General features: G+C 47.0%; 30 protein-coding genes. 16 read left to right on the top strand and 14 right to left on the bottom strand.

Translation table 11 applies throughout. The annotated features are described in order from the left end of the window. Nucleotides 1-11 precede the first annotated feature (11 nt). Entirely contained in the window at nucleotides 12-1,244 is a 1,233-nt protein-coding gene (locus tag ACOGW3_RS04350) for an ISL3 family transposase (protein WP_419901851.1), read from the bottom strand. On the opposite strand from ACOGW3_RS04350, the gene ACOGW3_RS04355 reads away from it, so the two are divergent. Further along, nucleotides 1,231-1,368, top strand: a complete 138-nt coding sequence (locus ACOGW3_RS04355; protein WP_419901852.1) for a hypothetical protein — start codon at nucleotides 1,231-1,233, stop codon at nucleotides 1,366-1,368. The two genes, ACOGW3_RS04350 and ACOGW3_RS04355, sit on opposite strands and share 14 nt — an antisense overlap. A 5-nt stretch (nucleotides 1,369-1,373) precedes the next feature. Here ACOGW3_RS04355 and dusA read toward each other — a convergent pair whose 3' ends face one another. Both dusA and ACOGW3_RS04365 read right to left on the bottom strand, forming a co-directional pair. Beyond that, nucleotides 1,374-2,372, bottom strand: coding sequence for a tRNA dihydrouridine(20/20a) synthase DusA (dusA, locus tag ACOGW3_RS04360; RefSeq protein WP_419901853.1), 999 nt, complete (start codon nucleotides 2,370-2,372; stop codon nucleotides 1,374-1,376). 115 nt (nucleotides 2,373-2,487) lie between these two features. Next, a complete protein-coding gene (locus ACOGW3_RS04365; RefSeq protein ID WP_419901854.1) occupies nucleotides 2,488-3,417 on the bottom strand; it encodes a LysR family transcriptional regulator in 930 nt (309 codons plus the stop codon). Between the two features lie 104 nt (nucleotides 3,418-3,521). On the opposite strand from ACOGW3_RS04365, the gene ACOGW3_RS04370 reads away from it, so the two are divergent. Then, entirely contained in the window at nucleotides 3,522-4,067 is a 546-nt protein-coding gene (locus tag ACOGW3_RS04370; RefSeq protein WP_419901855.1) for an FMN-dependent NADH-azoreductase, read from the top strand. Between the two features lie 2 nt (nucleotides 4,068-4,069). Here the strand turns inward: ACOGW3_RS04370 and ACOGW3_RS04375 are convergent, their stop codons facing one another. Next, nucleotides 4,070-5,302 (bottom strand): ISL3 family transposase, encoded by a 1,233-nt coding sequence (locus tag ACOGW3_RS04375; RefSeq protein WP_419901077.1) that lies wholly within the window; start codon nucleotides 5,300-5,302, stop codon nucleotides 4,070-4,072. Between the two features lie 495 nt (nucleotides 5,303-5,797). Here ACOGW3_RS04375 and ACOGW3_RS04380 point away from each other — a divergent pair, with 495 nt between their 5' ends. From ACOGW3_RS04380 to ACOGW3_RS04390, 3 genes are all read left to right on the top strand, one after another. Further along, nucleotides 5,798-6,556, top strand: coding sequence for an HAD family hydrolase (locus ACOGW3_RS04380; protein WP_419901856.1), 759 nt, complete (start codon nucleotides 5,798-5,800; stop codon nucleotides 6,554-6,556). A 32-nt stretch (nucleotides 6,557-6,588) separates the two neighbouring features. Beyond that, a complete protein-coding gene (locus tag ACOGW3_RS04385; protein WP_419901857.1) occupies nucleotides 6,589-7,452 on the top strand; it encodes a type 1 glutamine amidotransferase in 864 nt (287 codons plus the stop codon). A 64-nt stretch (nucleotides 7,453-7,516) separates the two neighbouring features. After that, nucleotides 7,517-8,119, top strand: coding sequence for a YfbR-like 5'-deoxynucleotidase (locus ACOGW3_RS04390; RefSeq protein ID WP_419901858.1), 603 nt, complete (start codon nucleotides 7,517-7,519; stop codon nucleotides 8,117-8,119). Between the two features lie 3 nt (nucleotides 8,120-8,122). Here ACOGW3_RS04390 and sigJ read toward each other — a convergent pair whose 3' ends face one another. Both sigJ and ACOGW3_RS04400 read right to left on the bottom strand, forming a co-directional pair. Continuing rightward, complete coding sequence (sigJ, locus tag ACOGW3_RS04395) at nucleotides 8,123-9,010, bottom strand: RNA polymerase sigma factor SigJ (RefSeq protein ID WP_419901859.1); 888 nt, start codon at nucleotides 9,008-9,010, stop codon at nucleotides 8,123-8,125. A gap of 39 nt (nucleotides 9,011-9,049) precedes the next feature. After that, a complete protein-coding gene (locus tag ACOGW3_RS04400) occupies nucleotides 9,050-10,282 on the bottom strand; it encodes an ISL3 family transposase (RefSeq protein WP_419901077.1) in 1,233 nt (410 codons plus the stop codon). Here ACOGW3_RS04400 and ACOGW3_RS04405 point away from each other — a divergent pair. Beyond that, the gene (locus tag ACOGW3_RS04405) at nucleotides 10,269-10,415 is read left to right on the top strand and encodes a hypothetical protein (RefSeq protein ID WP_419901860.1); all 147 of its coding nucleotides are present in this window, start codon (nucleotides 10,269-10,271) and stop codon (nucleotides 10,413-10,415) included. The two genes, ACOGW3_RS04400 and ACOGW3_RS04405, sit on opposite strands and share 14 nt — an antisense overlap. Here the strand turns inward: ACOGW3_RS04405 and ACOGW3_RS04410 are convergent. Then, on the bottom strand, nucleotides 10,378-10,809 hold the full coding sequence (locus ACOGW3_RS04410; RefSeq protein ID WP_419901861.1) for a carboxymuconolactone decarboxylase family protein: 432 nt from the start codon (nucleotides 10,807-10,809) through the stop codon (nucleotides 10,378-10,380). The genes ACOGW3_RS04405 and ACOGW3_RS04410 overlap by 38 nt on opposite strands. Before the next feature lie 121 nt (nucleotides 10,810-10,930). Next, entirely contained in the window at nucleotides 10,931-11,803 is an 873-nt protein-coding gene (locus ACOGW3_RS04415) for a LysR substrate-binding domain-containing protein (RefSeq protein WP_419901862.1), read from the bottom strand. Between the two features lie 125 nt (nucleotides 11,804-11,928). Here ACOGW3_RS04415 and ACOGW3_RS04420 point away from each other — a divergent pair, with 125 nt between their 5' ends. Next, on the top strand, nucleotides 11,929-13,320 hold the full coding sequence (locus ACOGW3_RS04420; protein ID WP_419901863.1) for an aspartate aminotransferase family protein: 1,392 nt from the start codon (nucleotides 11,929-11,931) through the stop codon (nucleotides 13,318-13,320). A gap of 68 nt (nucleotides 13,321-13,388) precedes the next feature. Then, a complete protein-coding gene (locus ACOGW3_RS04425) occupies nucleotides 13,389-13,847 on the top strand; it encodes a GNAT family N-acetyltransferase (RefSeq protein WP_419901864.1) in 459 nt (152 codons plus the stop codon). A 33-nt stretch (nucleotides 13,848-13,880) separates the two neighbouring features. Here ACOGW3_RS04425 and ACOGW3_RS04430 read toward each other — a convergent pair whose 3' ends face one another. Then, nucleotides 13,881-14,192, bottom strand: a complete 312-nt coding sequence (locus ACOGW3_RS04430) for a hypothetical protein (RefSeq protein WP_419901865.1) — start codon at nucleotides 14,190-14,192, stop codon at nucleotides 13,881-13,883. Nucleotides 14,193-14,323: 131 nt separating this feature from the next. On the opposite strand from ACOGW3_RS04430, the gene ACOGW3_RS04435 reads away from it, so the two are divergent. Further along, nucleotides 14,324-14,749, top strand: a complete 426-nt coding sequence (locus ACOGW3_RS04435) for an Lrp/AsnC family transcriptional regulator (protein ID WP_419901866.1) — start codon at nucleotides 14,324-14,326, stop codon at nucleotides 14,747-14,749. A gap of 63 nt (nucleotides 14,750-14,812) precedes the next feature. Here ACOGW3_RS04435 and metZ read toward each other — a convergent pair whose 3' ends face one another. Both metZ and ACOGW3_RS04445 read right to left on the bottom strand, forming a co-directional pair. Beyond that, complete coding sequence (gene metZ / locus ACOGW3_RS04440) at nucleotides 14,813-16,015, bottom strand: O-succinylhomoserine sulfhydrylase (RefSeq protein ID WP_419901867.1); 1,203 nt, start codon at nucleotides 16,013-16,015, stop codon at nucleotides 14,813-14,815. A gap of 57 nt (nucleotides 16,016-16,072) precedes the next feature. Then, nucleotides 16,073-16,495, bottom strand: a complete 423-nt coding sequence (locus tag ACOGW3_RS04445) for a rhodanese-like domain-containing protein (RefSeq protein ID WP_419901868.1) — start codon at nucleotides 16,493-16,495, stop codon at nucleotides 16,073-16,075. A gap of 107 nt (nucleotides 16,496-16,602) precedes the next feature. Here ACOGW3_RS04445 and ACOGW3_RS04450 point away from each other — a divergent pair, with 107 nt between their 5' ends. Both ACOGW3_RS04450 and ACOGW3_RS04455 read left to right on the top strand, forming a co-directional pair. Further along, nucleotides 16,603-17,640 (top strand): hypothetical protein, encoded by a 1,038-nt coding sequence (locus ACOGW3_RS04450; RefSeq protein ID WP_419901869.1) that lies wholly within the window; start codon nucleotides 16,603-16,605, stop codon nucleotides 17,638-17,640. 399 nt (nucleotides 17,641-18,039) lie between these two features. Next, nucleotides 18,040-18,726 carry a diguanylate cyclase gene (locus ACOGW3_RS04455; RefSeq protein WP_419901870.1) on the top strand — a complete coding sequence of 229 codons (687 nt, stop codon included), beginning with the start codon at nucleotides 18,040-18,042 and terminating at the stop codon, nucleotides 18,724-18,726. A gap of 6 nt (nucleotides 18,727-18,732) precedes the next feature. Here ACOGW3_RS04455 and ACOGW3_RS04460 read toward each other — a convergent pair whose 3' ends face one another. Continuing rightward, nucleotides 18,733-19,965 (bottom strand): ISL3 family transposase, encoded by a 1,233-nt coding sequence (locus ACOGW3_RS04460; RefSeq protein WP_419901077.1) that lies wholly within the window; start codon nucleotides 19,963-19,965, stop codon nucleotides 18,733-18,735. On the opposite strand from ACOGW3_RS04460, the gene ACOGW3_RS04465 reads away from it, so the two are divergent. Further along, complete coding sequence (locus tag ACOGW3_RS04465) at nucleotides 19,952-20,368, top strand: diguanylate cyclase domain-containing protein (protein WP_419901871.1); 417 nt, start codon at nucleotides 19,952-19,954, stop codon at nucleotides 20,366-20,368. The genes ACOGW3_RS04460 and ACOGW3_RS04465 overlap by 14 nt on opposite strands. A 108-nt stretch (nucleotides 20,369-20,476) precedes the next feature. On the opposite strand, the gene ACOGW3_RS04470 is transcribed toward ACOGW3_RS04465, so the two are convergent. Further along, the gene (locus tag ACOGW3_RS04470; protein ID WP_419901872.1) at nucleotides 20,477-20,977 is read right to left on the bottom strand and encodes an Lrp/AsnC family transcriptional regulator; all 501 of its coding nucleotides are present in this window, start codon (nucleotides 20,975-20,977) and stop codon (nucleotides 20,477-20,479) included. A 211-nt stretch (nucleotides 20,978-21,188) separates the two neighbouring features. Between ACOGW3_RS04470 and ACOGW3_RS04475 the strand changes: the two genes are divergently transcribed. From ACOGW3_RS04475 to ACOGW3_RS04490, 4 genes are all read left to right on the top strand, one after another. Next, nucleotides 21,189-22,175: a mitochondrial fission ELM1 family protein gene (locus tag ACOGW3_RS04475; RefSeq protein WP_419901873.1), complete on the top strand. Its 987-nt coding sequence runs from the start codon at nucleotides 21,189-21,191 to the stop codon at nucleotides 22,173-22,175. A gap of 242 nt (nucleotides 22,176-22,417) precedes the next feature. Further along, a complete protein-coding gene (gene trxB, locus ACOGW3_RS04480) occupies nucleotides 22,418-23,362 on the top strand; it encodes a thioredoxin-disulfide reductase (protein WP_419901874.1) in 945 nt (314 codons plus the stop codon). Between the two features lie 215 nt (nucleotides 23,363-23,577). Then, nucleotides 23,578-24,468, top strand: coding sequence for a LysR family transcriptional regulator (locus ACOGW3_RS04485; RefSeq protein WP_419901875.1), 891 nt, complete (start codon nucleotides 23,578-23,580; stop codon nucleotides 24,466-24,468). 381 nt (nucleotides 24,469-24,849) lie between these two features. Continuing rightward, nucleotides 24,850-25,311, top strand: a complete 462-nt coding sequence (locus ACOGW3_RS04490) for a hypothetical protein (protein WP_419901876.1) — start codon at nucleotides 24,850-24,852, stop codon at nucleotides 25,309-25,311. Between the two features lie 187 nt (nucleotides 25,312-25,498). Here ACOGW3_RS04490 and ACOGW3_RS04495 read toward each other — a convergent pair. Then, on the bottom strand, nucleotides 25,499-26,024 hold a 526-nt coding region (locus tag ACOGW3_RS04495), incomplete at its 5' end, for an NADPH-dependent FMN reductase (RefSeq protein ID WP_419901877.1).

Raw genomic sequence — 26,024 nt, forward strand, 5'->3', positions numbered from 1 at the left:
GTTGAGTAGATTTAGGATTTCAAATAGAGCATAGATTGATTATCTGGAATGGATGATTGTCTAATTTTGAGTTTGAAGTATTCGGTATCCTTGATGCCTCTGGCTCGCTTACGGATCATTCCTATACTGACATTACCAGCCTCTATCCTGGCGCTTGTGAGCTTGTGTTTGGCGTAGTTGCAGATGCCCACACAATGTTTCCGTAGGGATTTCGCGAACTTTTTTAGATAGAGCATCTGTGACTGATCTGCTATCAGGCACCAACGTTCCAGTTGCTCCGCCATCGCCTCAAATGAAGCGGCACTCCACAGCAGCTGAAGCTGTTCTTTCAAGACGTAAAGTGCATTCAGGTTGCTATTGCTCTCCAGCAACCTTTGCAGCTTGTCACTTTGTTTTTCACTCAACTTATCCGCATTTTTGAGCAACAGATAATGCGTCCCTTTCATCAACTCTTTACCACTTGGATCGGCCTTTCTGAACTCAAGTCGACGCTGATTATGGATAGCTTTGCTGTAGTTTTTCATGACGTGGAAACGGTCAAATACTATGTCGGCCAACGGCAAGGACTCTCTGACAGCCTTTTGGTAGGCAGGCCCCATATCCATCGCTACGGCCTTTATTTTGCAGGCTGTATCTGGTTGCAGTTGTTTCAAAAACCTTGAAAAAACCTCGGCAGTTCGGCCTGCTTCAACCCAGATCAGATGACCGCCAACCATATCGTAGACCACCGTCATGTAGTCATGACCTTTCGCCCGGGCAACTTCATCTACACCAATATATTCCAAGCCAGTTAGCTCTGCAGGATCAAGCGTAGGGAGAGTTTCAATAAGGTATGCCCTGTCGATATTCTTGACCGTTTCCCATCGTATATCCAAATGTCTGGAAACCGCTTGAATAGACATATGCCGACATAATCCACTGATCAGTCGGCAAAATCGGTGAGTGAAACGGCACCCTTTATCAACAAAATCACACCCCTCAATGCGGCGTTCGCCCTTGTTAATATAAACCTGCGCCAGCTCAATCTCGACCACACAAGGATACCCAAAAAGGGGGATGTCGTTTACTTGTCGGCGGACATGCTGGTTGATGCTTCCCTTCTGGCCTGTAGCAGGGTCTATAGCCCTCCTACGCGCGTCTCGGCTGCAGTGAATGACAATCTTAACACCGCCGTCATCCAGTTTAATTTCATTTACACGTTGCCCTTTGAGGCCAAAAATATGCTGCGAGATGTTGATTGTCATATACCTGCTCTATGTAAAGTTATCAGAAACCATACATATCAACAGGTTACTTGGCGGTCGGCATCTTTTTCTACTCAACAAAGCGGAGAAGAGCCTCTACTGTAACCAATCGAAGCCTGAATAACTAGATCAGGCGACCTCTCGGGTTTGAGATGAAACAAGATAATCCTCGTAGGCACGCCTTATAACTCCCTCATCAGCCCCAGGCTTAAACGCGTTCTGGCTCAAACTCCGTCGCCAAGCCCGTGCCCCAGGCAGACCGTTAAACAATCCGAGCACATGGCGGGTAATCGATTTAACCGGCACCCCTTCGGATACTTTTAAAGCAGCATACTGGATTAGATCGTCAACGATTTCAGAACGCTCCTTAACTCCAGCCCCACCGTAAAACCTTTGATCGACTTCAGCCATCACATAAGGGTTTTGGTAAGCTTCCCGGCCAATCATTACACCGTCAACATACTCAAGATGTTCTGCTGCAGCCTCAAGCGTCTGTACCCCGCCATTCAAAATAACTTCCAGCTCGGGAAAGTCCTGCTTAACTCGATAGACGATATCGTATCTGAGCGGAGGCACTTCTCTATTTTGCTTGGGGCTCAAGCCCTCCAGCCAGGCCTTACGGGCGTGAACGATCAAAGTTTTGCAGCCCGCATTAACAACTTTACTGATCAAGTCATGCAGGAATTCGTAAGAATCTTGATTATCAATACCAATACGTGTCTTCACCGTAGAAGCTAAACCAGATTGCGCCATCGCCGAAACGCACTCAGCCACCAAATCAGGCTCGGCCATTAAGCAGGCTCCAAACCGACCCTTTTGCACGCGATCACTGGGGCACCCGACATTGAGATTAATCTCATCATAGCCAAAATCGGCAGCCATCCTCGAACACGTTGCAATCGCTTCGGGATCACTTCCACCTAATTGCAAAGCAATTGGGTGTTCTTCATCATCAAACTGCAAAAAGCGCTCAGGATCTCGCCCGTGTAACAAAGCGCCCGTTGTGACCATTTCGGTATAGAGCACCGTATGCTTGGTGATCATGCGCAGGAATGATCTCTCGTGCCGGTCTGTCCAATCGAGCATCGGCGCGACACATACCTTTCGGTTTAAACCATTCTGCTCCACGACTTCACCTTTACAAAATATTATCCAGCCTCCCCCCTTCAGGGTCACAGCATACACGGACAAATCTAAACTATTGGCACCGTATAATAGCCTGGCTCATCAATTACCAGCAAACTCATATAATTTTGGACTGTTCTTTAAGACAGGAATCATTGATGCGCTCTAAAAAGAGGTCTCTCAATAACCGACCTGCTGGTCCCAGAGTTTCTGGCTTTGGCACAACAAGAGTGAGCCATATTTTTGGAGAGAGAATATTTTCGACATGTAAAGAAACAAAAGTGCCTGATGCGAGGTCATCCGCAACCTCATGCCGAGGCAGTAAACAAAATCCCATCCCCTGATACAGACAAGAAAGTGCAGCCCCTATGCTATCAACCGTCCAACGCTGTTCAGCTTTGAGCCAGCCCCTGCTTTTAGCGCTGACACTTTCTGTATCCTCAGGCATTTTTTCTGAAATTACGATTTGTAAATATCCAGCCAAGTCTCTTTCAGAGATGGACCCTGACCTCTGAGCCAGAGGGTGGCTACTGTGAACAACGGTTAACATCTCAACGTCAACCAGTGAAGTCCCCGAATGCCCTTTGGGAAGGAAACTGGCAATTGCCAGATCCACTTCTTTATTTGCAATAGCCGCCGTCGTTGCCCCCATAACAGTATCCTTGATACGCAATCGACACCCGCGGCTCTTGGGGTAAAAAGCCTTTAACGTATTGAACAGGCAATTGGTGGGGAAAATTGATTCGACTGCAATAGACAATTCTGTCTCCCACCCTTGGGAGAGTGTTTTTGCGGTCATTCGCAGCTCTTCAGAATTTTCCAACAAACGCGAGGACCGCCTGAGTAGGACTTCCCCCTCCGCTGTTAAGACAAGTGACTTACCTTCGGTTCTCAATAGAGAAACACCTAAGAGGTCCTGCATTTTCGAAAGCGCATGGTGTAACGATGAGTGGCTCTTATTCAGCTCTCTTGCGGCATTTGCGTATCCGCCATACTTAATCACAGCGTGAAAGATGCGCCACTGCTCAAGAGTTACAGATCCAATCACAATCAATCTTTCTATTTAATAGACACAAACTGTCAATTTATATCAATTTTATTTATTAAAACTAACATTAATTCTTGTTGTAATGGATATGCAAGGAGAATCCCATGAGCCAAAACTTACTGATCATTAACTCAAGCCCCCTTAGCCAGGGATCTAAATCTCGAGCACTTACCGAAACGTTTTCGAATGAATGGCAGGATAAAAACCCAGGGGTCAGCGTCATCGAACGTGATTTGAGCAAAACAGGACTTAGCCATCTGGACGAAGCGACTATTGGCGCTTTTTATACCCCAGAAGATCAACATAATGATGATCAAAAAGAACTCGTATCCCTTTCAAATACCTTGGTAGGTGAATTGATCAAGGCCGATACCATTATTATCGGTGCCCCAATGCACAACTTTTCAATACCTTCTATTTTGAAATCTTACATTGATCTCGTCGCACGCGTCGGAAAGACTTTTTCTTACACAGAAGAAGGGCCAAAAGGGCTATTAACTGGCAAGAAAGCCTATGTACTCGCAGCCACAGGCGGTGATTACAGAGAAGGCAGCCCTGCAAGCGGGATGAATTTTGTAGACCCTTATCTTCGTACGGTTCTCGGCTTCCTTGGTATCACTGATGTGGCACTTCTCCGCTTTGTTGAGTAGATTTAGGATTTCAAATAGAGCATAGATTGATTATCTGGAATGGATGATTGTCTAATTTTGAGTTTGAAGTATTCGGTATCCTTGATGCCTCTGGCTCGCTTACGGATCATTCCTATACTGACATTACCAGCCTCTATCCTGGCGCTTGTGAGCTTGTGTTTGGCGTAGTTGCAGATGCCCACACAATGTTTCCGTAGGGATTTCGCGAACTTTTTTAGATAGAGCATCTGTGACTGATCTGCTATCAGGCACCAACGTTCCAGTTGCTCCGCCATCGCCTCAAATGAAGCGGCACTCCACAGCAGCTGAAGCTGTTCTTTCAAGACGTAAAGTGCATTCAGGTTGCTATTGCTCTCCAGCAACCTTTGCAGCTTGTCACTTTGTTTTTCACTCAACTTATCCGCATTTTTGAGCAACAGATAATGTGTCCCTTTCATCAACTCTTTACCACTTGGATCGGCCTTTCTGAACTCAAGTCGACGCTGATTATGGATAGCTTTGCTGTAGTTTTTCATGACGTGGAAACGGTCAAATACTATGTCGGCCAACGGCAAGGACTCTCTGACAGCCTTTTGGTAGGCAGGCCCCATATCCATCGCTACGGCCTTTATTTTGCAGGCTGTATCTGGTTGCAGTTGTTTCAAAAACCTTGAAAAAACCTCGGCAGTTCGGCCTGCTTCAACCCAGATCAGATGACCGCCAACCATATCGTAGACCACCGTCATGTAGTCATGACCTTTCGCCCGGGCAACTTCATCTACACCAATATATTCCAAGCCAGTTAGCTCTGCAGGATCAAGCGTAGGGAGAGTTTCAATAAGGTATGCCCTGTCGATATTCTTGACCGTTTCCCATCGTATATCCAAATGTCTGGAAACCGCTTGAATAGACATATGCCGACATAATCCACTGATCAGTCGGCAAAATCGGTGAGTGAAACGGCACCCTTTATCAACAAAATCACACCCCTCAATGCGGCGTTCGCCCTTGTTAATATAAACCTGCGCCAGCTCAATCTCGACCACACAAGGATACCCAAAAAGGGGGATGTCGTTTACTTGTCGGCGGACATGCTGGTTGATGCTTCCCTTCTGGCCTGTAGCAGGGTCTATAGCCCTCCTACGCGCGTCTCGGCTGCAGTGAATGACAATCTTAACACCGCCGTCATCCAGTTTAATTTCATTTACACGTTGCCCTTTGAGTCCTAAAATATGCTGCGAGATGTTGATTGTCATATACCTGCTCTATGTAAAGTTATCAGAAACCATACATATCAACAGGTTACTTGGCGGTCGGCATCTTTTTCTACTCAACAAAGCGGAGAAGAGCCACTGATGTAAGCTTTATTTCAGCAGCAAACTCTGCCATGAACAATGAAGGCTTAACCGAAGCACAGGAAAGTTTAAAACAGGCTATCGCAGCCTAATCACTCAAAAAAGAATAACTCGGAAGGCGACCGATTAGCGGTCGCCTTTTTGTTTACCCCACAAAACCAGACCACTAAGACCCACATATCATAAAAAGATAGCAGTCCAATTCACAAATAATGCGTATTTAACGCAGCATTACCCACATTAAATCTGAAATACCCACTTATTCCCCACTTTTAAGCTTGCTCCCATCCCATTTCCCTCGTAGTATTCCCACAAATAAGTCAAAAACTGACAGAAACACCGTTTAAATTTGCGTACCGATAAAATACGCCCTGATACGAAAGAGGAAACCCGGGAATGATCAAAGCCATTACCTTTGACCTGTGGGATACCATCGTCGATGACGATTCTGATGAGCCCAAACGTGCAGCAAAAGGCCTAAGAACTAAAAAAGAAGAACGCCGTCACATCGTATGGTCTGCGCTGAACGAAGTTGAGGCCATCGACTTGGAAACCGTCAACCTCGCTTATGACGTTGCAGATGCCTCTTTCAATATTGTTTGGAAAGAACTCTTCATCAACTGGACCGTGGAACAGCGTATCAACGCTATCCTTAATGGTCTGGGACGCCGCCTTCCAGAAGAACTTTTCAATCGTGTTGTAAAAGAAACTGGCGACATGGAAGTCAACATCGCACCAAACGCAATTGCAGGTGTGAAAGAGGCACTTGCCGATTTAGCCAGCCGTTACAAACTTTGTATCGTTTCCGATGCTATCGTCACACCAGGAACCGGCCTTCGCCAAATCCTGGAAGATTACGACCTGAAGCAATACTTCAGTGGCTTTGCTTTTTCTGACGAGGTCGGTCATTCAAAACCGCACCGTAGCATGTTTGATTCTGCCGCAAGCCAGGTTGGGGTTAACGTAGAAGAAATGCTTCATATCGGCGACCGTGATCACAACGACATCAAAGGGCCACACGCCCTGGGCATGAAGGCAATTCTCTTCACCGCAACACGTGATGCTGACAAAGACCACACCACGGCTGATGCGATTGTGGATAGTTATGCCGACTTACCAGCCACAATTGACCGCCTCGCCGAATTTAACAAATAACAAATAGAAACACCCGATCCGGAGAAGACAGAATGTCTCAAAACCCACGTTTCCTCGTTGTCGATGGCTATGCCAAAGAAGGACGTGATGGCCTGAAAGAAGGCGGAGCCTCAACCGCCGGCGATCTTTACGTTAAGATGCTTGAAACCCAAAGCCCCGGTGCAAAATGTGATATTGTCTATCCTGCTGACCCTGGCGCTTCCTTGCCTTCAGGAGCGGGCCTGGATCAATACGACGGTATTGCCTGGACAGGATCCAGTCTAACTGTTCATTCCGATGACCCAAAAGTTGTGCCCCAGGTTGAGTTCGCAAAAGCTGCCTACAAAGCACAGGTGCCAAGTTTTGGTAGCTGTTGGGCCGCACAGATTTCTGTTGTCGCCGCGGGTGGTGCTTGCGCTGTAAATCCTAAGGATCGCGAAATGGGTTTTGCACGCAAAATCTCTCTGACACCGGAAGGCCGTGCACACCCGATGTACGAAGGCAAGAAGTCCGTTTTTGATGCCTACATCAGTCACGATGACGAAATCACTCACCTGCCGCCCAACGGACAGGTCCTGGCTTCTAATGACTGGACCTCCGTTCAGGCCGTATCGGTTACCCACAATGGCGGCGTGTTCTGGTCTATACAGTACCATCCGGAATATGATCTGCATGAGATGGCACGCCTTTGCTATTGCCGGAAACAAAAGCTGGTCGATAAGGGTTTCTTCCTAAACGTCGATGATGCACAAAAATTTGTGGACATGCTCGAAGCTCTGCATGAAGATCCTAGCCGAAAAGACCTCTGGTGGTTGCTGGGTATCGATCACGACATCATGAACGCTGACATCCGTCAGGCGGAAGTGAAAAACTGGATCGAGCGCCTTGTTATCCCAACCATGGCCCGCAGACGTTAAACGCTATAGGTTTCTGTTATAATCAGGTCTGTAGCTCAAGAACGAGAGACAGACCTGATTTATTATGAGTAAGATTTCCAAAGCAAAGACTTCACCTGTACCTCGTGCATGGCAGCGCATGTTAAGTGGCCGCAGGTTAGATCTTCTCGACCCCTCCCCCCTTGACGTCGAAATAGACGACATTGCCCTGGGGCTCTCCCGCGAAGTTCGCTGGAATGGTCAAACCGTTGGCGAGTGGGGTTATACAATTGCCGAACACTCCCTGCTCGTTGAAGAGATCGTTGGTTTGCTTAAACCAGAAGTCAAAACGGAAGTTCGACTTGCCGCTCTTTTGCATGACGCCCCGGAATATGTAATCGGCGACCTCATCACACCTTTCAAATATGCCATCGGCACAGGTTATAAGGATCTTGAAAACCGACTTATGGAGGCAATCCATGTTCGCTTTGGCCTGCCTGCCAATCTCTCTGATACCGTCAACAAACTGATTAAACGAGCCGACCGTATGGCCGCATATTTAGAAGCCACTCAATTGGCAGGTTTCAGTGACAAAGAAGCCAGTAAGATTTTCGGAAAACCTCGTGCTATGCCAAATATCAGGATCGCAGGAATTCCACCACAACAAGCCCGCGCAAATTTCCTAAAACGCTTTGTGGAACTCTCCTGAGATTTAATGCGTTTCCCGTAATGACTGGCTTACACGTTGAAGCTTGTCCGGGTTTCGCATGATATAGATATTACTGAGTTGTTCCTGATCATAGGCGAATGTTATTACCCCGGTGACCTTATCCTGTTCTCGAAGAATAATACCCATTTGACCATTTAACTGGGTTACAACCTGCTCACAACCAACCCAAGCCGGTCCCAGAGTCTGCAGGATAAAGTCCAACACACCCTTTTTCCCACAGAGAATTTCCCTTATGGCAATCACCTTTCCCCCACTGTCAGCGGAAAGTTGAATGTCCTCGGAGAGGAGATTGCCAAGTTTATCAGGAGAGCCACTCAAAAGTGCGTCTTGAAAAGCCTCTAGTAATTCGACTTGTCTATCCCGCGGCGTCTCTTGCCGAACTTTTTCGCTATCAACGCTTTTCTTGGCACGGGATACTAGCTTTCTGCAGGCCGCTTCAGATACTTCAAGCACGCCAGCTAAATCATCATAAGAATAGTCAAAAATCTCACGCAAAAGATAAGCAGCCCTTTCTTTAGGCGTTAACCGCTCCAGTATTAGTAAAAAAGCCATCGTAACCGACGAGGCAAGCTCTAGCTTATCTTCCTGCGTTTCTTTGCGATTATCCACCATGGGCTCGGGAAGCCATGTTCCTACATAGTTAACTCTTGATCTGTGGCTAGCCTTTAAAAGGTCGAGGGATCGGCGCGTACAGGCTGTCATTAGCCAGGACTTAGGATTGAGGATATTATCCTTATCAGCAGATGACCACTTTAGGAACGTATCCTGTACAGCATCCTCGGCTTCGACAAAGGAACCCAGGATCCGATAAGCCAACCCGACGAGTGCCGGGCTGGCTTTTTCAAAAGCTAATATGTCTTTTGCATCCATGATATCAATGTTGGCACTTCTCCGCTTTGTTGAGTAGATTTAGGATTTCAAATAGAGCATAGATTGATTATCTGGAATGGATGATTGTCTAATTTTGAGTTTGAAGTATTCGGTATCCTTGATGCCTCTGGCTCGCTTACGGATCATTCCTATACTGACATTACCAGCCTCTATCCTGGCGCTTGTGAGCTTGTGTTTGGCGTAGTTGCAGATGCCCACACAATGTTTCCGTAGGGATTTCGCGAACTTTTTTAGATAGAGCATCTGTGACTGATCTGCTATCAGGCACCAACGTTCCAGTTGCTCCGCCATCGCCTCAAATGAAGCGGCACTCCACAGCAGCTGAAGCTGTTCTTTCAAGACGTAAAGTGCATTCAGGTTGCTATTGCTCTCCAGCAACCTTTGCAGCTTGTCACTTTGTTTTTCACTCAACTTATCCGCATTTTTGAGCAACAGATAATGTGTCCCTTTCATCAACTCTTTACCACTTGGATCGGCCTTTCTGAACTCAAGTCGACGCTGATTATGGATAGCTTTGCTGTAGTTTTTCATGACGTGGAAACGGTCAAATACTATGTCGGCCAACGGCAAGGACTCTCTGACAGCCTTTTGGTAGGCAGGCCCCATATCCATCGCTACGGCCTTTATTTTGCAGGCTGTATCTGGTTGCAGTTGTTTCAAAAACCTTGAAAAAACCTCGGCAGTTCGGCCTGCTTCAACCCAGATCAGATGACCGCCAACCATATCGTAGACCACCGTCATGTAGTCATGACCTTTCGCCCGGGCAACTTCATCTACACCAATATATTCCAAGCCAGTTAGCTCTGCAGGATCAAGCGTAGGGAGAGTTTCAATAAGGTATGCCCTGTCGATATTCTTGACCGTTTCCCATCGTATATCCAAATGTCTGGAAACCGCTTGAATAGACATATGCCGACATAATCCACTGATCAGTCGGCAAAATCGGTGAGTGAAACGGCACCCTTTATCAACAAAATCACACCCCTCAATGCGGCGTTCGCCCTTGTTAATATAAACCTGCGCCAGCTCAATCTCGACCACACAAGGATACCCAAAAAGGGGGATGTCGTTTACTTGTCGGCGGACATGCTGGTTGATGCTTCCCTTCTGGCCTGTAGCAGGGTCTATAGCCCTCCTACGCGCGTCTCGGCTGCAGTGAATGACAATCTTAACACCGCCGTCATCCAGTTTAATTTCATTTACACGTTGCCCTTTGAGGCCTAAAATATGCTGCGAGATGTTGATTGTCATATACCTGCTCTATGTAAAGTTATCAGAAACCATACATATCAACAGGTTACTTGGCGGTCGGCATCTTTTTCTACTCAACAAAGCGGAGAAGAGCCTCAATGTTTCGAAATTTGGAATCTGTTCCAAAGGTTGATCATACAAACTACAGTTGTCAAAACTGATATTTCCTTGTCTGAAAAATGTACCTTTAACTCTGCGCGCAAAGGTGCGTACTCGGTTTTTGGATCTAGATGAGTTAATGCTTCAGTCCAGGCGAGCGCAGCTTTCTCTTTATCATTGAAATCCCGGACATGACGCCAAACAATTACACGATCGAGACGCTCATTTGTTTCTCCGGCATCACGGGCTTCAGCACTATGCATTTTAATGCAAAACCCACATTGATTAATTTGTGAGGCTCGCATTTCCACAAGGTGTATAATCCTGGGATCAAGACCATGTTTTGCGACGGCCTTATGAACCCCTCCGAGTTGTTCGAGAATATCCCCAATTTCCTGCTCATACCGAACTGCGCTAGTTACAGCCATGATCAATCTCCATGATTACAAGTTGTGACATCGTCGTCATGAAGTAAGACGATCGAACCAATAGACTTGTGACATGGGAAGGAATAAAAATAGATTTTATTAAATGGGTATTTGTCTCTGGCTAACCATGAAAATCCTCAGCAACTTTGTGGAATTCTTTAACTACTCTCAGATCCCGACGACGTTTCAAAGTAAGAAGGTATTCCGTGGTTTCAAGTTTTGCGTCTTCAACTTCCATCACATGAATGCGCTGATCATTAGGTAATTCATGGGATGAAACAATCCCCAGACCAAGGCCTGCAGCGACGACTTCGAGCAAGGTTTCTCGACTGGCCACCTCCATCACGGGAGTAATATCAACACCAGCTGCTTTACAAGCTCCCTCAAAGACTTGCCGGGTAATGGATTGCGGTTCTCGCCATATCATCTTTTCATCGATCAATTCATCCAGTTTTACGCTGTGCCTATCCGCTATGGCCAAAGGATGTTCATGGTGACAGAAAACAACGACCCGATGGGTGTGGAAGGGAATAGCTTCGACCAACGAGTTTTCTTCCCATCCGGTTTGCAAAGCCAAATCAACTTTTTCCGTTAGCAGGTCTGCAGTTACCTTTTGGGAGTTACCAATATTGAGCCCGACGTGCACGTCGGGGAATTTTTTCTGAAAGGCCGCAAGAATCGGCACAATAAAGTAAGGGCTTCCTGCAGCAATCCGAAGAGTTCCACGAGTAAGATTTTTTGTGGCGCTGAGCAGTTCTGATGCTTCAATCTCCATGGCAAAGATCCGCGCACTTATCCCGGCGAGATCGGTCCCAACGTCTGTTAGTTCAACACCACGGCTTCCTCGTCGAAAGAGGCTGACTTCATATCTCTCTTCCAAGGCTCTAATGTGGGTAGTCACGGCAGGTTGGCTGATAGAAAGGCGCTCAGCAGCGCGGGTAAAGCTGCCCTCACGCGCCACGGCATCAAAGGCACGAAGTTGAGTAAGGTTCATCGAGTTCTCATAATTTTTAATTATAGGAGGGATAAAAACTAACAATTAGAATTATATCAGTAAAAAAACCATAATCCAGAAATCTTCTTCCAAGAACCCTCAATACTTCTATTAAGGTCACGGTTATGAGCATCAGCAACGATAAGGCCAAACAAGTCACACCCCAAGGGGCAGAAGGAGATGTAAACCATTCTCCCAGACGCAAAGACTGGCATGATCGCAACATTGACGATGGCGCTAAAGAACTCTTAGCCAGGGACCAAAAAGTCTTCCTGCACCAATCGGTATCCACACCGTGCCTTTCAGTGATTAAAAAGGCCGAGGGGATCTGGATCGAAGACAACCGCGGTCATCGTTTCATGGATTTTCACGGTAACAATGTGCATCACATTGGTTATGGACACCCCCGCCTGAAAGAAGCCATCAAACAACAACTCGACGATCTACCTTTTGCACCTAGGCGGTTTACCTGCGATCCCGCAGTGGAACTCGCGGAGAAATTGACGGAACTCGCCCCTGGGGATCTCAGCAAGGTCCTCTTTGCCACTGGTGGATCAGATGCCATAGAAATCGCCCTCGCCTATGCCCGGGCAAAAACAGGCCGCTTCAAAACCATTTCCTTTTGGGATTCCTTTCACGGGGCCGGGTTCGGTGCACGCTCAATCGGCGGCGAAGAAATGTTCCGTTCTGGCCCCATTGGCCCGCTACTACCAGGGACCGAGCACGTGCCTCCCTTCGGAGATTATCGAAATGCCTGGGGTGTTAAAGAAGGTTCCGCAGAACTCTGTGCCAATACCATTCGATATGTGTTGGAAAAAGAAGGTGATGTTGCTGCCGTCATAGCAGAACCCACCCGAGCCGTGCCCTATATTGCCCCTCCAGGCTTTTGGAAGAAAGTACGCGAAGCTTGTAATGATTTTGGCGCCCTTCTGATTTTCGATGAAATACCAACGGGTCTCGGTAAAACCGGCAAGATGTTCTCTTGTGAATACGATGAGGTCGTCCCAGATATCCTCGTAGTCGGAAAGAGCCTTGGTGGTGGCATTCTCCCCATCGCAGCAACAATCTGCCGCCCGGATCTCGATATCGCCGATAAATATGCCTATGGTCACTACACCCATGAAAAAAACCCCGTAACCACCCGCGCTGCACTCACCACGTTACAGATTATCGAAGATGAAGGCCTCGTTGATAACGCTGCCAAAGTCGGTGCTTACGCGCTCGAGCGACTTCAAGAAATGATGACCCGCCACCCCCTCATAGGTGATGTTCGAGGACGAGGATGCCTGTTCGGCGCTGAGCTCGTTACAGATCGGGACAACAGAACACCCGCCAATGATGCCGCAGACATGGTGCTCTACCGCGCCCTGGATAAAGGCCTGAGTTTCAAAACCACCATGGGCAACGTCCTCACCTTCACCCCCGCCTTGGTAACCAGTCAAAAAGACATGGAAAACGCCATGAACATCATTGATACCTGTCTCAGCGAGGTCGAGAAAGAATTGGGGTACAAATGATATTGCCCCCTGTCTCACAGATAACTTAGACATTGTGAGATAGGAGATGAATATCTAGTCTTTAGGGCATGACTGATACCAAATACCGACACGCAAAAGAAACCGATCTCCCAGCCATCATTGCCATGCTTGCTGACGACGCGCTTGGGGCAAAACGCGAGGATAACTCCTTGCCGGTGAATGCAAAATACATCACAGCTTTTGAGGCGATTGACCGCGACCCAAACCAGTATCTGGCCGTGGTGGAGCAAGCCGGAGAGATCATCGGCTGCCTTCAGCTTACGTTTATTCCCGGGCTCTCTCGTCTGGGCATGTGGCGTGGTCAGATCGAGAGTGTTCGGATTGCCTCTTCCCACCGTGGAACGGGTCTTGGCAGCCAGATGTTCGAATGGGCTATTGAACAATGCCGGGAACGCGGTTGCGAATTGGTCCAGCTGGCGACCGATAAATCCCGTCCAGAAGCATTGAAGTTTTATGAAAAACTCGGTTTCAAAGCCAGTCATGAAGGCATGAAGCTCAGCCTCTGAAATCTGGCAAACAGAAAAGCCTTAAGACCTAACCTAAACTGATCCCTTTTTCTCTATAACAAGTACTCTGGCTTCCCCTATCGGGTGAGCAACATGCTCGTCGCCATTTAAAGCATGGAAGATATCACCCTCTTTCATGACCTTATGATATTCTTGTCCTTCGGCTCTATAGAACATTTTCACCTCACCATCGAGCACAACAAAGGCCTCATCGCCATCATTTTGATGCCACTTATAAGGCTGATCCGTCCAATGAAGCCGCACAGTGGCGCCTTCGATCTCGGCAATATCCAAAGCTTCCCAAGCTCTACTACCTTTAAAACTATTTGGCGTTACAAATTTCATAAGAACCTCATCGCAATCTAATTAAATAAGATGAAGCCAACTTAGAAACTTGTTGAACCCGGAGATATAGGCATGATGTTGTGTGAAGACTGTTATTTTGACTAGAACAATTATCAAACAAGGTTCGCCCATTGGACGATAAAGATCAAAGGCTCTTAATGCTGCTTCGAGAAAATGCACGCGCTTCCATTAAGGAGCTTGCTGCAGGTATCGATCTTTCCCGTACTGCTCTTATGGAACGATTGAAACGGTTGGAAAGAGATGGCGACATCGTGGGCTATACTCTGAAACCTTCCCGAAATAAGAAAGCCCTCCAGCTTTTCTTCATGATCAAGACCCATCAACCCTCCTGTGAAGTCATTGCTCCGAGACTAACAAACATCCCTGAAGTGACGGCCTGTCACTCCCTCGGCGGTGCGATTGATATGATGGTAGAGATTTCGGCAGATAATCTAGAACGCGCAAACGAGATCAGAGAGCAACTTTCCGCCTACCCCGAAGTTAGTGAAGTCACCACGTCTACGCTTTTAAAAACTCATATCCAACGTTCTGGATAATAAAAAAAGCCGCCCCTCAGAACTCCAAGGGACGGCCTTTTAATTTTTAAATACGTCAGGTAGTTATCCGCGAATTGCCTGTTCGAGATCTTCTTTAAGATCTTCAGCGTCTTCGAGACCAACAGAAATTCTCAAGAAGCTCTGGGTAATGCCAACCGCCAGTCTCTCTTCTTCGCTCAAACGCTGGTGCGTCGTTGAAGAAGGATGAGTAATAAGCGTCTTGGCGTCGCCAAGGTTGTTGGAGATGTCCGCAACACGCAAACGGTTAAGAACGTTAAAAGCGGCTTCCTTACCCCCTTCGAGCTCCAGACCGATCAAGGTGCTACCTTTACCGGACATCTGCGCCATCGCCAGTTCATGCTGAGGATGTGATTTCAGCCCTGGATAAATGACCTTCTTGAGACCCGGTAGTGTTTCAAGGTGAGTTGCCAGTGCCAAAGCATTTTCGCTCATACGGTCAACACGCAGGCCTAACGTCTCCAAGCCCTTGAGCATTGTCCAGGCGTTGAACGGACTCATTGACGGGCCTGTATGACGGTAAAAATCTTTCAGGTAATCCGCATCAAACTCTTGCGAACAAAGGATCGCGCCGCCCATGCAACGTCCCTGACCATCGATATGCTTGGTCGTAGAATAGACAACGATATCAGCACCGTACTCCATAGGCTTTTGCAACATTGGGGTGGCAAAGACGTTATCAACGATAACCAAGGCACCCGCGGCATGAGCCAGGTCACAAACCGCTTTTAGGTCAATGACATCCAATGCAGGATTAGATGGGGTCTCGACGAGAACAGCTTTAGCTCCTTTGGCAAGAGCAGCTTCCCAAGCCTTGAGGTCTGTACCATCAACAACTTCTGTCTCTACGCCATAACGTGGCAAGAGTTCGTTGAGGATATAGAGGCATGAGCCAAAGAGTGCCTTGGCACCAACAACCCGATCACCCGCTTTTACTTGCGATAAGATTGCCGCGTTAACCGCAGCCATCCCACTGGCTGTCCCGCGACAAACTTCGGCACCTTCGAGCAAACGCATACGTTCTTCGAACATGGAAAGGGTCGGGTTCGCATAACGGGAATAGACATAGCGCTCGCGCTCGCCATTAAAGGCCTGTTCGGCTTCTTCTGCAGAACTATAAACGTAACCAGAGTTTAGGAACAGCGCTTCACTTGTCTCATCAAATTCGCTACGCATGAGCCCGCCGCGCACCAGTTGGGTCTGGGGGCGAAGCTTTTGCGCTGAAGCGTTTGAATTGCTGTTCGTCATCTCTCTTTTCCATTTACTTAAACTTGCCACCCAATTTATTTCGGAAGGCGATTAAATCTAACTTTGTTTCCAGGGAATTCCTGCTGATTTCCACCCGGCAACTTTACCACGATGCCCACTTCCATCTGGTGGCCCTTCAAAACCCTGCTCAACATTAAAGCAGTTTTTAAAACCTGCTGCTGTTAAAGCAATAGCTGCGGAAATAGATCTCACCCCAGACCGACATAAAATGTAAATCGGTTGATCTTCATCCATACCAGCGAGTTTAACTGCTTCAACAAAATCAGGATTGACCTGCATTTGCGGGTAAACCTGCCAGGGCAGGAAGTGAGTTTCCTTCCCAATCCCGGAAAGATCGGGCACACCAACAAACTGAAATTCTGGAATTGTCCGAACGTCGAGCAAAGCCGCGCTTGGATCTTGTTGTAAAGTTTCCCAAGCCTGGTTCACTGAAACGTCACCAGCGTATTTCTGTTCCATTATGGTCTCCAAATTCCCTAAGGCGCCTATTAATATTGAGAATTAGGGATTTTAAAACCTTTTTCATTAAATACTTTAGTCAAATACTTTTGAACTAGGATTCAACTATGTCTGATTTAGAAGAACTTCGCCTACGCGTTGAAGCGGCTGAAGAGCATTTTGGTCTTATTACAGACCAGCAAAAAGGCTACAGCCAACGCCTTATCGCCTTGCTCAATGTTACTGAGCAAAAAGATCAGTCTATTAGTAAGCTTGAAGGAGAAAACGAGCAGTTAAGAACAATGCTCTACTCTCTACTTCAGGCGATAGAAAAAGGCGACACGTCAAATACGCTTCAAGACATGGATACGCGAATTTCTGTCATGACGGGACAAGTTGTTGATACTGCGGAAGAAACTCCACCCCCAGAGACACATCCCGCAATTCAGAAAGAAGAACTCACTCCAGATTCAGAAGAACCGATTGCCGACAGCGCAACCAATGATCTTGAAGAAATTGACCTCGCATTAGAAGACAGTGATGAAGCTGATACCCAAGCAGATGACATTGAAGCAGAAACAATTAGTGATGAAAGTGGGGAGATCGACCTCAATGACGACAATGTCACAGAGGAGAATGAATCCGTTTTAGATATCGACACTGTCCTCAATGAAGTTGAAAACGAATCTGAAGAACTTGAAACCATGGAATTTAGCGAATCTGATAATGTTGATGTGCCAGAAGAAGAGTCAGAGGATGCTTTAATTGCAGAAATTGCCGAAAACTTAGAACTCGTTCTTCCAGATGATGGGCCAGTTGATGAACCAGATGAAGAGACTGACGACGCCCAAGCAGAAGCTCTAGATGAGGAACCTAGTGCTGAAGAATTTAAGATATCGGATCCGGCTGAAGATAATGATGTGTTAGAAGGATTAGAAGACCCACTAGAAGATGCCTTAATCGCGGGGGCGAACGAAAATTCACAAACGGGTCAGGATCCACAGCTTCACGACCCAGCCCCTGAAGCATCTGAAGAAGAAGAAGACAAGAACATTGATAACTTCCTGGAAGAAAACGCCGACGAGGATGAGGCTTCAGCAGCAAGCCCTGAAATCGAAGACATAATGGAAAGAATTTCCAAACAGGCACTATCACAAAACGAATAATTCAGATCAAAGAGCCACACATTCCGTCCTGAAGGTAATGCAATTCATATCGGTTGATAGCTCTGTATTCCTATTTCAAAACCTACGTTACTTACTTATGGGTTCAAACAAAGTGCACCACAATATAAAGTCAAATTCTCTGTGATCTCGCAACTCCTTAAAACTTATCTTCTGCCAGTCCTACTCATATCCACAGCGATATATCTTGCGCTTTATCCGCAGATTTATCCTGCGCCTGTTACGTTGTTGTTAAAACTTGTTCCTATCGTTTTGCCTATCTCTGGCGCAATGTTGTGTTTATGGTTTCGAAAATCAAATCCGGTATTCTGCTTCCTTATTGCCATCGCCTTGTTTTATTTTGGGGACAGAGCGTCATCAACACAGGTCGCTGCCGGATATATGATTATCCCCCTTTGCTGGATGGTTTATGCCCTGAGTGAAGAACGTGGGTTATTCACACCTTCTGGATTTGCCAAAGGCCTCTCACTCCTCGCTTTTGGTCTGGCCATCGCAACCCTCGGTTATCCCGCTAATGATTTGGGTATTTTTTCAAACCTTTGGATAGATTTACATTATGGGATTCAATGGCGACCTGCCTGGGGAAGCTGGATGCCATTACCTGCCCCTGCCCTAACGGCCTTTGCCCTCGCGACGCTATTTATGACGGTAAAAATTATTCGTAAACAACGTCCAATGGATATCGGGTATCTCGGTGGTTTGATTGCACTTTTCGGCGCCGCACTTCGGCACGGGGATCCGTCAGCAACACTCATATTTATATCTCTGGCTTCTTTACTTCTTGTTCTCGGCCTATTTCAGGAATCCCACAGAATGGCATTCCTGGATGAGTTGACTGGTATCCCCGGCCGCCGGGCCCTGCTTACAGATATGAAAAAGCTTGGTCGACGTTACAGCCTGGCCATGGTTGACATTGATTTCTTCAAGAAATTCAATGACACTCACGGTCACGATGTCGGGGATCAAGTCCTGCGTATGGTTTCTTCCCGGTTGAAACAAACTGGTGGAGGCGCCCGCGCTTATAGATATGGCGGCGAAGAATTTACTGGCACTTCTCCGCTTTGTTGAGTAGATTTAGGATTTCAAATAGAGCATAGATTGATTATCTGGAATGGATGATTGTCTAATTTTGAGTTTGAAGTATTCGGTATCCTTGATGCCTCTGGCTCGCTTACGGATCATTCCTATACTGACATTACCAGCCTCTATCCTGGCGCTTGTGAGCTTGTGTTTGGCGTAGTTGCAGATGCCCACACAATGTTTCCGTAGGGATTTCGCGAACTTTTTTAGATAGAGCATCTGTGACTGATCTGCTATCAGGCACCAACGTTCCAGTTGCTCCGCCATCGCCTCAAATGAAGCGGCACTCCACAGCAGCTGAAGCTGTTCTTTCAAGACGTAAAGTGCATTCAGGTTGCTATTGCTCTCCAGCAACCTTTGCAGCTTGTCACTTTGTTTTTCACTCAACTTATCCGCATTTTTGAGCAACAGATAATGTGTCCCTTTCATCAACTCTTTACCACTTGGATCGGCCTTTCTGAACTCAAGTCGACGCTGATTATGGATAGCTTTGCTGTAGTTTTTCATGACGTGGAAACGGTCAAATACTATGTCGGCCAACGGCAAGGACTCTCTGACAGCCTTTTGGTAGGCAGGCCCCATATCCATCGCTACGGCCTTTATTTTGCAGGCTGTATCTGGTTGCAGTTGTTTCAAAAACCTTGAAAAAACCTCGGCAGTTCGGCCTGCTTCAACCCAGATCAGATGACCGCCAACCATATCGTAGACCACCGTCATGTAGTCATGACCTTTCGCCCGGGCAACTTCATCTACACCAATATATTCCAAGCCAGTTAGCTCTGCAGGATCAAGCGTAGGGAGAGTTTCAATAAGGTATGCCCTGTCGATATTCTTGACCGTTTCCCATCGTATATCCAAATGTCTGGAAACCGCTTGAATAGACATATGCCGACATAATCCACTGATCAGTCGGCAAAATCGGTGAGTGAAACGGCACCCTTTATCAACAAAATCACACCCCTCAATGCGGCGTTCGCCCTTGTTAATATAAACCTGCGCCAGCTCAATCTCGACCACACAAGGATACCCAAAAAGGGGGATGTCGTTTACTTGTCGGCGGACATGCTGGTTGATGCTTCCCTTCTGGCCTGTAGCAGGGTCTATAGCCCTCCTACGCGCGTCTCGGCTGCAGTGAATGACAATCTTAACACCGCCGTCATCCAGTTTAATTTCATTTACACGTTGCCCTTTGAGGCCTAAAATATGCTGCGAGATGTTGATTGTCATATACCTGCTCTATGTAAAGTTATCAGAAACCATACATATCAACAGGTTACTTGGCGGTCGGCATCTTTTTCTACTCAACAAAGCGGAGAAGAGCCAATTTACTCTTCTTTTCCCGGGGAAAGATGCCGAAGAAGCCCTGGATTGGCTCGAGGATGTTCGCGAAAGGATTCAAGACACTATATTTGTGGTTCGCGGTAAAGACCGGCCCACCAAAAAACCAAAAAGCACTAAAAATAAAACTACCCGCAAAAGACCTGACGGTAAGCGGGTAAAGGTGACTGTTTCAATTGGTCTGTCAGAGCGGACGGACAAACAAGAAGAGCCCAGCGATGTCATGAAAAAGGCCGACCGCGCCCTATACAAAGCAAAAGATAAAGGCCGAAACTGCGTTATCTCGAAATAATCGATCCATCTCTCGACATGTTTCGCCTCCCGAACACTCCCCATAAAAAGCAAAAAGAGGTGTAGCTGAACCACACCTATTCTTATCAATATCTTTTGGAATAAAGACTTATTCCTGACCGCCCAGAAGCAGCGCGTCATTGTCATCGATAGGAACACCTGGAATGTCCTTTGATGTCCGGATGACCTGAATGGTTTGAACTGTCGCAACGTGAGGCGCTGCAGTTAACTTCTCTGTCAGCTCGTTTTCATGTCCAGTATTTCGTGCAACAAGCTTGAGGACGAAATCATTGGATCCCCGTGTCATGCTACATTCGCGAACTTCTGGCCATTCATTCATGTAGTTCTCAAACTCGGTCAATACTTGTTCAGATTGTCCTGTAAGGCCAACCAGAGCATAAAAGGTAACCTCATAACCCAAAGCAACCGCCTCAAGCTCTGCGTTATAGCCTTTGATAAATCCGGCCTCTTCCAAAGCCCGAACACGCCTTAAACAAGGTGGCGCAGAAATTCCCGCCCGTCGAGCCAACTCAACGTTTGTAACTCGTCCATCTTCTTGTAGATCCTGAAGAATACGAAGATCAATACGATCTAACTTTACCCGGCGCATGCAAACGTCCTGTATCGTGATTTACGGTAACACCCTAAGCTTATGCGGCTTCACATTATAAACTTTTGAGCGAATCGAGCTAATTTGGGTAACAATATTACCCGCGAAGTCGGTAAATTCAAGATGATATACACATTTAGTCACAGGAAAGTATCCCTGCTGCGGCCTTTTCCTTGCGCAGAGTGCATTCCCAAGCAATATTCCTAAGGCAATGCCAAATAATACAAACCATAAACGAAAAAACCTTATTTGCTGGGCTGTTAGTGATGGTCGAGCAGGAATAGAGGTCCAGTGTACTGGCCTAGCTGAAGCCATGGGATTTGATCCCGTGATCCGCCACGTAACGATGAAACGCCCCTGGAAATGGTTCCCCCCCTCACTCGTGCCCCTGGCTTCTTTCGTCTATGAAAACCAATTCCCACCAGAAGAAGGATGGCCAGATCTCGTAATTGCTTGCGGTAGACAGGCAGCCGTCTTCAATGCAGTGGTCCGTAAGAGAAGCCGTGGGAAAAGTTTCTGCATTCAAGTTCAAGATCCCAAAATCTCCCCGGAACACTTTGACCTCGTTATTACTCCAGAACACGACCTGCTTCGTAGGCCGAATGTACTAACGACAACAGGTGGTTTCAACAAAGTTACGAGCCAACGTCTAAAAGAAGAAACCGTAAAACTAGAATCAAGAATTACTGATATCCCAAAGCCTCTTATAGCCGTTCTCGTTGGCGGGAAGAGCAAGGCGTATGACCTGACAGAGAGTGTTGTCCATAAACTAGGCGAGCAATTGCAACGTCTTCAAAAACAAACTGGCTGCGGTTTTCTCATCACAACCTCTCGCCGAACTGGTATCAAAAATGAAAAGCTATTGCGTAAACATCTCGCAGGGCTTCCTGCTTTTATATGGGATGGGACCGGTCACAATCCCTACTTTGGTTTTTTAGGAGCTGCTGAGGCAATTATTGTAACCAGCGATTCCGTGAACATGGTCACCGAAGCAGCAAGTACAGGAAAACCTGTTTTCACTGTTGATCTTGAGGGCGGCAACAAAAAATTTGATCGTTTTCACCAGCAGCTTGAACAAAAAGGTATAACCCGCCCTTTTTCTGGCGTTATGGAAAATTGGAGTTATCCAGCGTTAAATGAAACAAATCGGATGGCTCAGGAAGTTCTAAACAGGATGCACTCTGAAGGTCGCATTTAAAGATAGCTTTTGAAATCAGAGCTTAACAATAATCTCCCGGAAATAGATTTTATCTCAATCAACTTCTTATTTTTGCGCTTCAAAACACTGCCCGCCGATCACTAATCACAAAAACATAGCCCAAAGCGTCAAAAGATCGTGATCACACCCTTGAAGAGACGGTAAAGGCACTCTATTTTTCAGGCCTCCACAGACGGATTCCATCGCGGCCAGGTCGCGACATTAACGAAAGATTTGAGAGCATGTCCGAAACCCACCGTACCAAGGTCCTTATCATTGGCTCTGGCCCCGCAGGCTACACTGCCGCTATTTACGCAGCCCGTGCCAATCTGGAACCGATCCTCGTACAGGGTCTCCAACCGGGTGGACAGCTAACAATTACGACCGAAGTGGAAAACTATCCGGGTTTTGCTGACGTCATTCAAGGCCCTTGGCTTATGGAACAAATGCAAAAGCAGGCAGAGCACGTTGGCACCAAAATGCATTTCGACATTATTAATGAAGTCAACTTTGCCGAGCGCCCTTTTGTCTGTACGGGAGATAGTGGAAACAGCTACGTCGCTGATAGCGTTATTATCGCGACAGGTGCCCAGGCACGTTGGCTCGGTCTTCCTGGTGAAGAAACATATAATGGTAAAGGGGTATCAGCCTGTGCCACGTGTGACGGTTTCTTCTATCGCGGTAAAGAGGTCGCTGTTATTGGCGGAGGGAATACTGCCGTGGAAGAAGCCCTATACCTTTCAAACATCTGCTCAAAAGTGACCTTGGTTCATCGTCGTGACGAATTACGTTGCGAAAAAATCCTGGAAGATCGCCTTCTTAAGAATGAGAAAATCGATATCCAGTGGAACAAAGTTGTTGAAGAAGTTCTCGGCACCGACATGGACGGTGTCACAGGCATAAAACTCAAAGACACACAAAACGGTGAGTTCTCAGAAATTGACGTCAATGGCATGTTCGTCGCCATCGGTCACGACCCTGCGACCAAGATCTTCCAGGGGAAACTCGAGCTGGACGAGGAAAACTACATTCTGGCCAAACCAGGTACAGCAACAACGAACGTCCCAGGTGTATTTGCTGCTGGCGACTGTGTTGATAAGGTATACCGCCAGGCTGTTACTGCCGCTGGCCTGGGCTGTATGGCTGCATTGGAAGCAGAGCGCTATCTTGCCGAACTAAACGACTAGTAGTTACCATTTCCAATGATAAAGCAGAGCTCTTACAGGGCTCTGCTTTATTTTTTGTCTTTTTGTGCGGATAGCCACAATTTGTTAAGAAGCTGTAATTACAGTACGATAAGCACAAGTAAACGAATCGCTGCTGCGACCTCAACGCACAGCTTTAGGGGAGAAAAGCCTTGCCAGAGGGCACAAAACGCCGGGGTGGCCTGGGAGCAAGTATCATGGATTGGGACAAACTGCGGATCTTTCATGCGGTGGCAGAAGCAGGAAGCTTCACACACGCAGGCGAGCAGTTAAATCTAAGCCAATCTGCAGTCAGCAGGCAAATTTCAGCGTTGGAAGATAGCCTAAAGGTTTCTCTCTTCCACAGACACGCACGCGGGCTCATTCTAACCGAGCAAGGTGAGTTGCTATACAGAACCGCTCACGATGTCTTCGGCAAGCTTGCCATGACCGAAGCTCAGTTAACCGAGAGTAAAGATCGCCCCAAGGGGCCGCTTAAAATTACCACAACTGTTGCTTTTGGCTCGACATGGCTCTCGCCCCGCATGCATGAGTTCTGTGATCTCTACCCGGATGTAGATGTTCAGTTGATCCTGTCAGACAAAGAACTGGACCTCTCCATGCGTGAAGCCGATGTCGCCGTACGGTTGCATCCACCGCGTCAGGCCGATCTCATCCAACGACATTTGCTCACAGCTCAAATGCATATCTATGCTTCGGTGAGCTATATCAAAAAATACGGTATGCCAAGATCAGTCGAAGAGATCTCCGACCACCGGTTGGTTGTTTATGGTGATGACACCAGGCCTCCTTTGCCAGATATCAATTGGCTCCTGCGCGTTGGTAACGAGGGCGGATCACCTCGCCGCGCCGCAATGAGTATTAATAACGTCTACGCCATTATGAAGGCTGTTCGATCTGGAGCCGGCCTGGGCGCACTCCCTGATTTCATGACCCAAGAATCGAGTGATCTGGTTCAAGTTCTACCAGAGGTGGAAGGCCCACAGTTCGATGCTTACTTTGCCTATGCCGAGGAGATGCGGTCATCAAAGAGAATCTCCATCTTCCGGGATTTCCTATTACGCAAGGTCGCTGAATCAAAATTCTAACACGACAATACATCAATTTACCATTTAATCACAGCAACTTAATAGGTATGCACACAACGCATATCGGCACTGTAATAATGTAAATCGACATCACGAAAAAAAATGCTACATTCATGTCATCAGATGTTGCATTGCAATATCTACTTAGGCTGACTGTTGAGCTTGCTCCGGTTGGTCTGTTTCCAGGCTTCGGCCTGAGGATCTTCGGATCCTACGTCTCCCAGACGTGAAGCCTCCCTGTTCGACTTGCCTCCAAGCCTTGTGCTTGGAGGTTTTTTTTTGCTTGATGGCTTCAAAACCCTCCCATCACTGCTGACAGCTAGATGTCAGTGGCATTGTGTTAATCAAAGTGACAACACACTTTATAACGGGATGGAATTTATGACCTCAGATCACCTTTTAAACACATTGAAAATGGCCTCAGCATCGCTGGAACGGGAATGGGTGGTGACAATTGATACCCCATTGGGCGGTGTGGATCAGGTTTTAAAAGCTCTGGGGGAGACATTACCCCTTACTCAGGGGCCATACGATAACTGTATGTATGTCAGAGAGGCGGGTTATCAGAGGTTTCGGGCTCTTGCTGGATCTCACGCAGGTGCAGAGGGGACAATCCAACAGACCTCGGCAGCGCAGATTATATTTTCTCTTCCACCTGATACAGAACTGCTCAGCAAAGCTTTTGAGGTGATTTTTTCAGTGCATGTGAATGAAGAGCCAACCATCAGGGTTACTGAATCCTGGGGAAGTCGTTCACATTTGTTGGACGATAAGGACAATCCAAATCGCTATTGGAACCGGGCTGATGCAGATGTCTTGCACGGTGTCTCCGTGTCTGAGTAAGCCAAACAATATCCCCGTTACAAGCCCCCCTGCATTTCTTAGGCGTAATACCTCCCTGCTCGACTTACCGCCAAGCCGAGTGCTTGGCGGCTTCTTTTTGCACAGGATCATCTTTCATTAATGTTACTGGTCTAAAAACCCGATAAATCCGAGGCTTTTCATCAATTAGATAGAGCTATTGTCGGGGCTACAGAGCCACAAGTGCAGACCTGAGCTCCTGGTCAATATCGCTGTTACTTATTTCGTTATTCACACTATCGAAATTATCAAAGAAACTAGCCACCGATAGTGTCCCCTTCACATTGCCTCCAAAGAAAGGAGCAGATGTTTCAGCGGCACTCAAAACACTGCGTGCACCACCTGGGCCTGGTGAGTTTGCAAGTAACACCATGGCTTTATCTTGAAAGACCTTAACTTCGATGCGCGAAGCCCAATCAAACAGGTTTTTATAGGCAGCCGTGTAAGAGCCGTTATGCTCAGCAAAGGAAACGATGACTGCGTCTGCATCTGTAATTTTTTGGTAGAAGGCCTTCGCCAGATCAGGCTGACCGAGCTCTTCTTCTTTATCCAGACTAAATAAGGGTAACTCATAGTCGTTGATATCAATAATATCGACACTGACATCATCACGGGTTTTCTCAAGCAGGATCGACGCATAAGTGACTAATTTTTTGTTGATCGACTGCTTACTACTGCTGGCGTCAAAAGCTAAG

The sequence above is a fragment of the Kiloniella sp. genome, assembly GCF_965205715.1.
GTDB lineage: Bacteria > Pseudomonadota > Alphaproteobacteria > Kiloniellales > Kiloniellaceae > Kiloniella.

Excerpts from the sequence above, each read along its gene's own strand:
- ACOGW3_RS04355 (WP_419901852.1), top strand. The coding sequence starts at position 1,231 with ATGTTGATTGTCATATACCTGCTCTATGTAAAGTTATCAGAAACCATA.
- ACOGW3_RS04350 (WP_419901851.1), bottom strand. The coding sequence starts at position 1,244 with ATGACAATCAACATCTCGCAGCATATTTTTGGCCTCAAAGGGCAACGT.
- ACOGW3_RS04370 (WP_419901855.1), top strand. The coding sequence starts at position 3,522 with ATGAGCCAAAACTTACTGATCATTAACTCAAGCCCCCTTAGCCAGGGA.
- ACOGW3_RS04375 (WP_419901077.1), bottom strand. The coding sequence starts at position 5,302 with ATGACAATCAACATCTCGCAGCATATTTTAGGACTCAAAGGGCAACGT.
- ACOGW3_RS04380 (WP_419901856.1), top strand. The coding sequence starts at position 5,798 with ATGATCAAAGCCATTACCTTTGACCTGTGGGATACCATCGTCGATGAC.
- ACOGW3_RS04385 (WP_419901857.1), top strand. The coding sequence starts at position 6,589 with ATGTCTCAAAACCCACGTTTCCTCGTTGTCGATGGCTATGCCAAAGAA.
- ACOGW3_RS04390 (WP_419901858.1), top strand. The coding sequence starts at position 7,517 with ATGAGTAAGATTTCCAAAGCAAAGACTTCACCTGTACCTCGTGCATGG.
- sigJ (WP_419901859.1), bottom strand. The coding sequence starts at position 9,010 with ATGGATGCAAAAGACATATTAGCTTTTGAAAAAGCCAGCCCGGCACTC.
- ACOGW3_RS04405 (WP_419901860.1), top strand. The coding sequence starts at position 10,269 with ATGTTGATTGTCATATACCTGCTCTATGTAAAGTTATCAGAAACCATA.
- ACOGW3_RS04400 (WP_419901077.1), bottom strand. The coding sequence starts at position 10,282 with ATGACAATCAACATCTCGCAGCATATTTTAGGCCTCAAAGGGCAACGT.
- ACOGW3_RS04410 (WP_419901861.1), bottom strand. The coding sequence starts at position 10,809 with ATGGCTGTAACTAGCGCAGTTCGGTATGAGCAGGAAATTGGGGATATT.
- ACOGW3_RS04415 (WP_419901862.1), bottom strand. The coding sequence starts at position 11,803 with ATGAACCTTACTCAACTTCGTGCCTTTGATGCCGTGGCGCGTGAGGGC.
- ACOGW3_RS04420 (WP_419901863.1), top strand. The coding sequence starts at position 11,929 with ATGAGCATCAGCAACGATAAGGCCAAACAAGTCACACCCCAAGGGGCA.
- ACOGW3_RS04425 (WP_419901864.1), top strand. The coding sequence starts at position 13,389 with ATGACTGATACCAAATACCGACACGCAAAAGAAACCGATCTCCCAGCC.
- ACOGW3_RS04430 (WP_419901865.1), bottom strand. The coding sequence starts at position 14,192 with ATGAAATTTGTAACGCCAAATAGTTTTAAAGGTAGTAGAGCTTGGGAA.
- metZ (WP_419901867.1), bottom strand. The coding sequence starts at position 16,015 with ATGACGAACAGCAATTCAAACGCTTCAGCGCAAAAGCTTCGCCCCCAG.
- ACOGW3_RS04445 (WP_419901868.1), bottom strand. The coding sequence starts at position 16,495 with ATGGAACAGAAATACGCTGGTGACGTTTCAGTGAACCAGGCTTGGGAA.
- ACOGW3_RS04450 (WP_419901869.1), top strand. The coding sequence starts at position 16,603 with ATGTCTGATTTAGAAGAACTTCGCCTACGCGTTGAAGCGGCTGAAGAG.
- ACOGW3_RS04455 (WP_419901870.1), top strand. The coding sequence starts at position 18,040 with ATGATTATCCCCCTTTGCTGGATGGTTTATGCCCTGAGTGAAGAACGT.
- ACOGW3_RS04465 (WP_419901871.1), top strand. The coding sequence starts at position 19,952 with ATGTTGATTGTCATATACCTGCTCTATGTAAAGTTATCAGAAACCATA.
- ACOGW3_RS04460 (WP_419901077.1), bottom strand. The coding sequence starts at position 19,965 with ATGACAATCAACATCTCGCAGCATATTTTAGGCCTCAAAGGGCAACGT.
- ACOGW3_RS04470 (WP_419901872.1), bottom strand. The coding sequence starts at position 20,977 with ATGCGCCGGGTAAAGTTAGATCGTATTGATCTTCGTATTCTTCAGGAT.
- ACOGW3_RS04475 (WP_419901873.1), top strand. The coding sequence starts at position 21,189 with ATGCCAAATAATACAAACCATAAACGAAAAAACCTTATTTGCTGGGCT.
- trxB (WP_419901874.1), top strand. The coding sequence starts at position 22,418 with ATGTCCGAAACCCACCGTACCAAGGTCCTTATCATTGGCTCTGGCCCC.
- ACOGW3_RS04485 (WP_419901875.1), top strand. The coding sequence starts at position 23,578 with ATGGATTGGGACAAACTGCGGATCTTTCATGCGGTGGCAGAAGCAGGA.
- ACOGW3_RS04490 (WP_419901876.1), top strand. The coding sequence starts at position 24,850 with ATGACCTCAGATCACCTTTTAAACACATTGAAAATGGCCTCAGCATCG.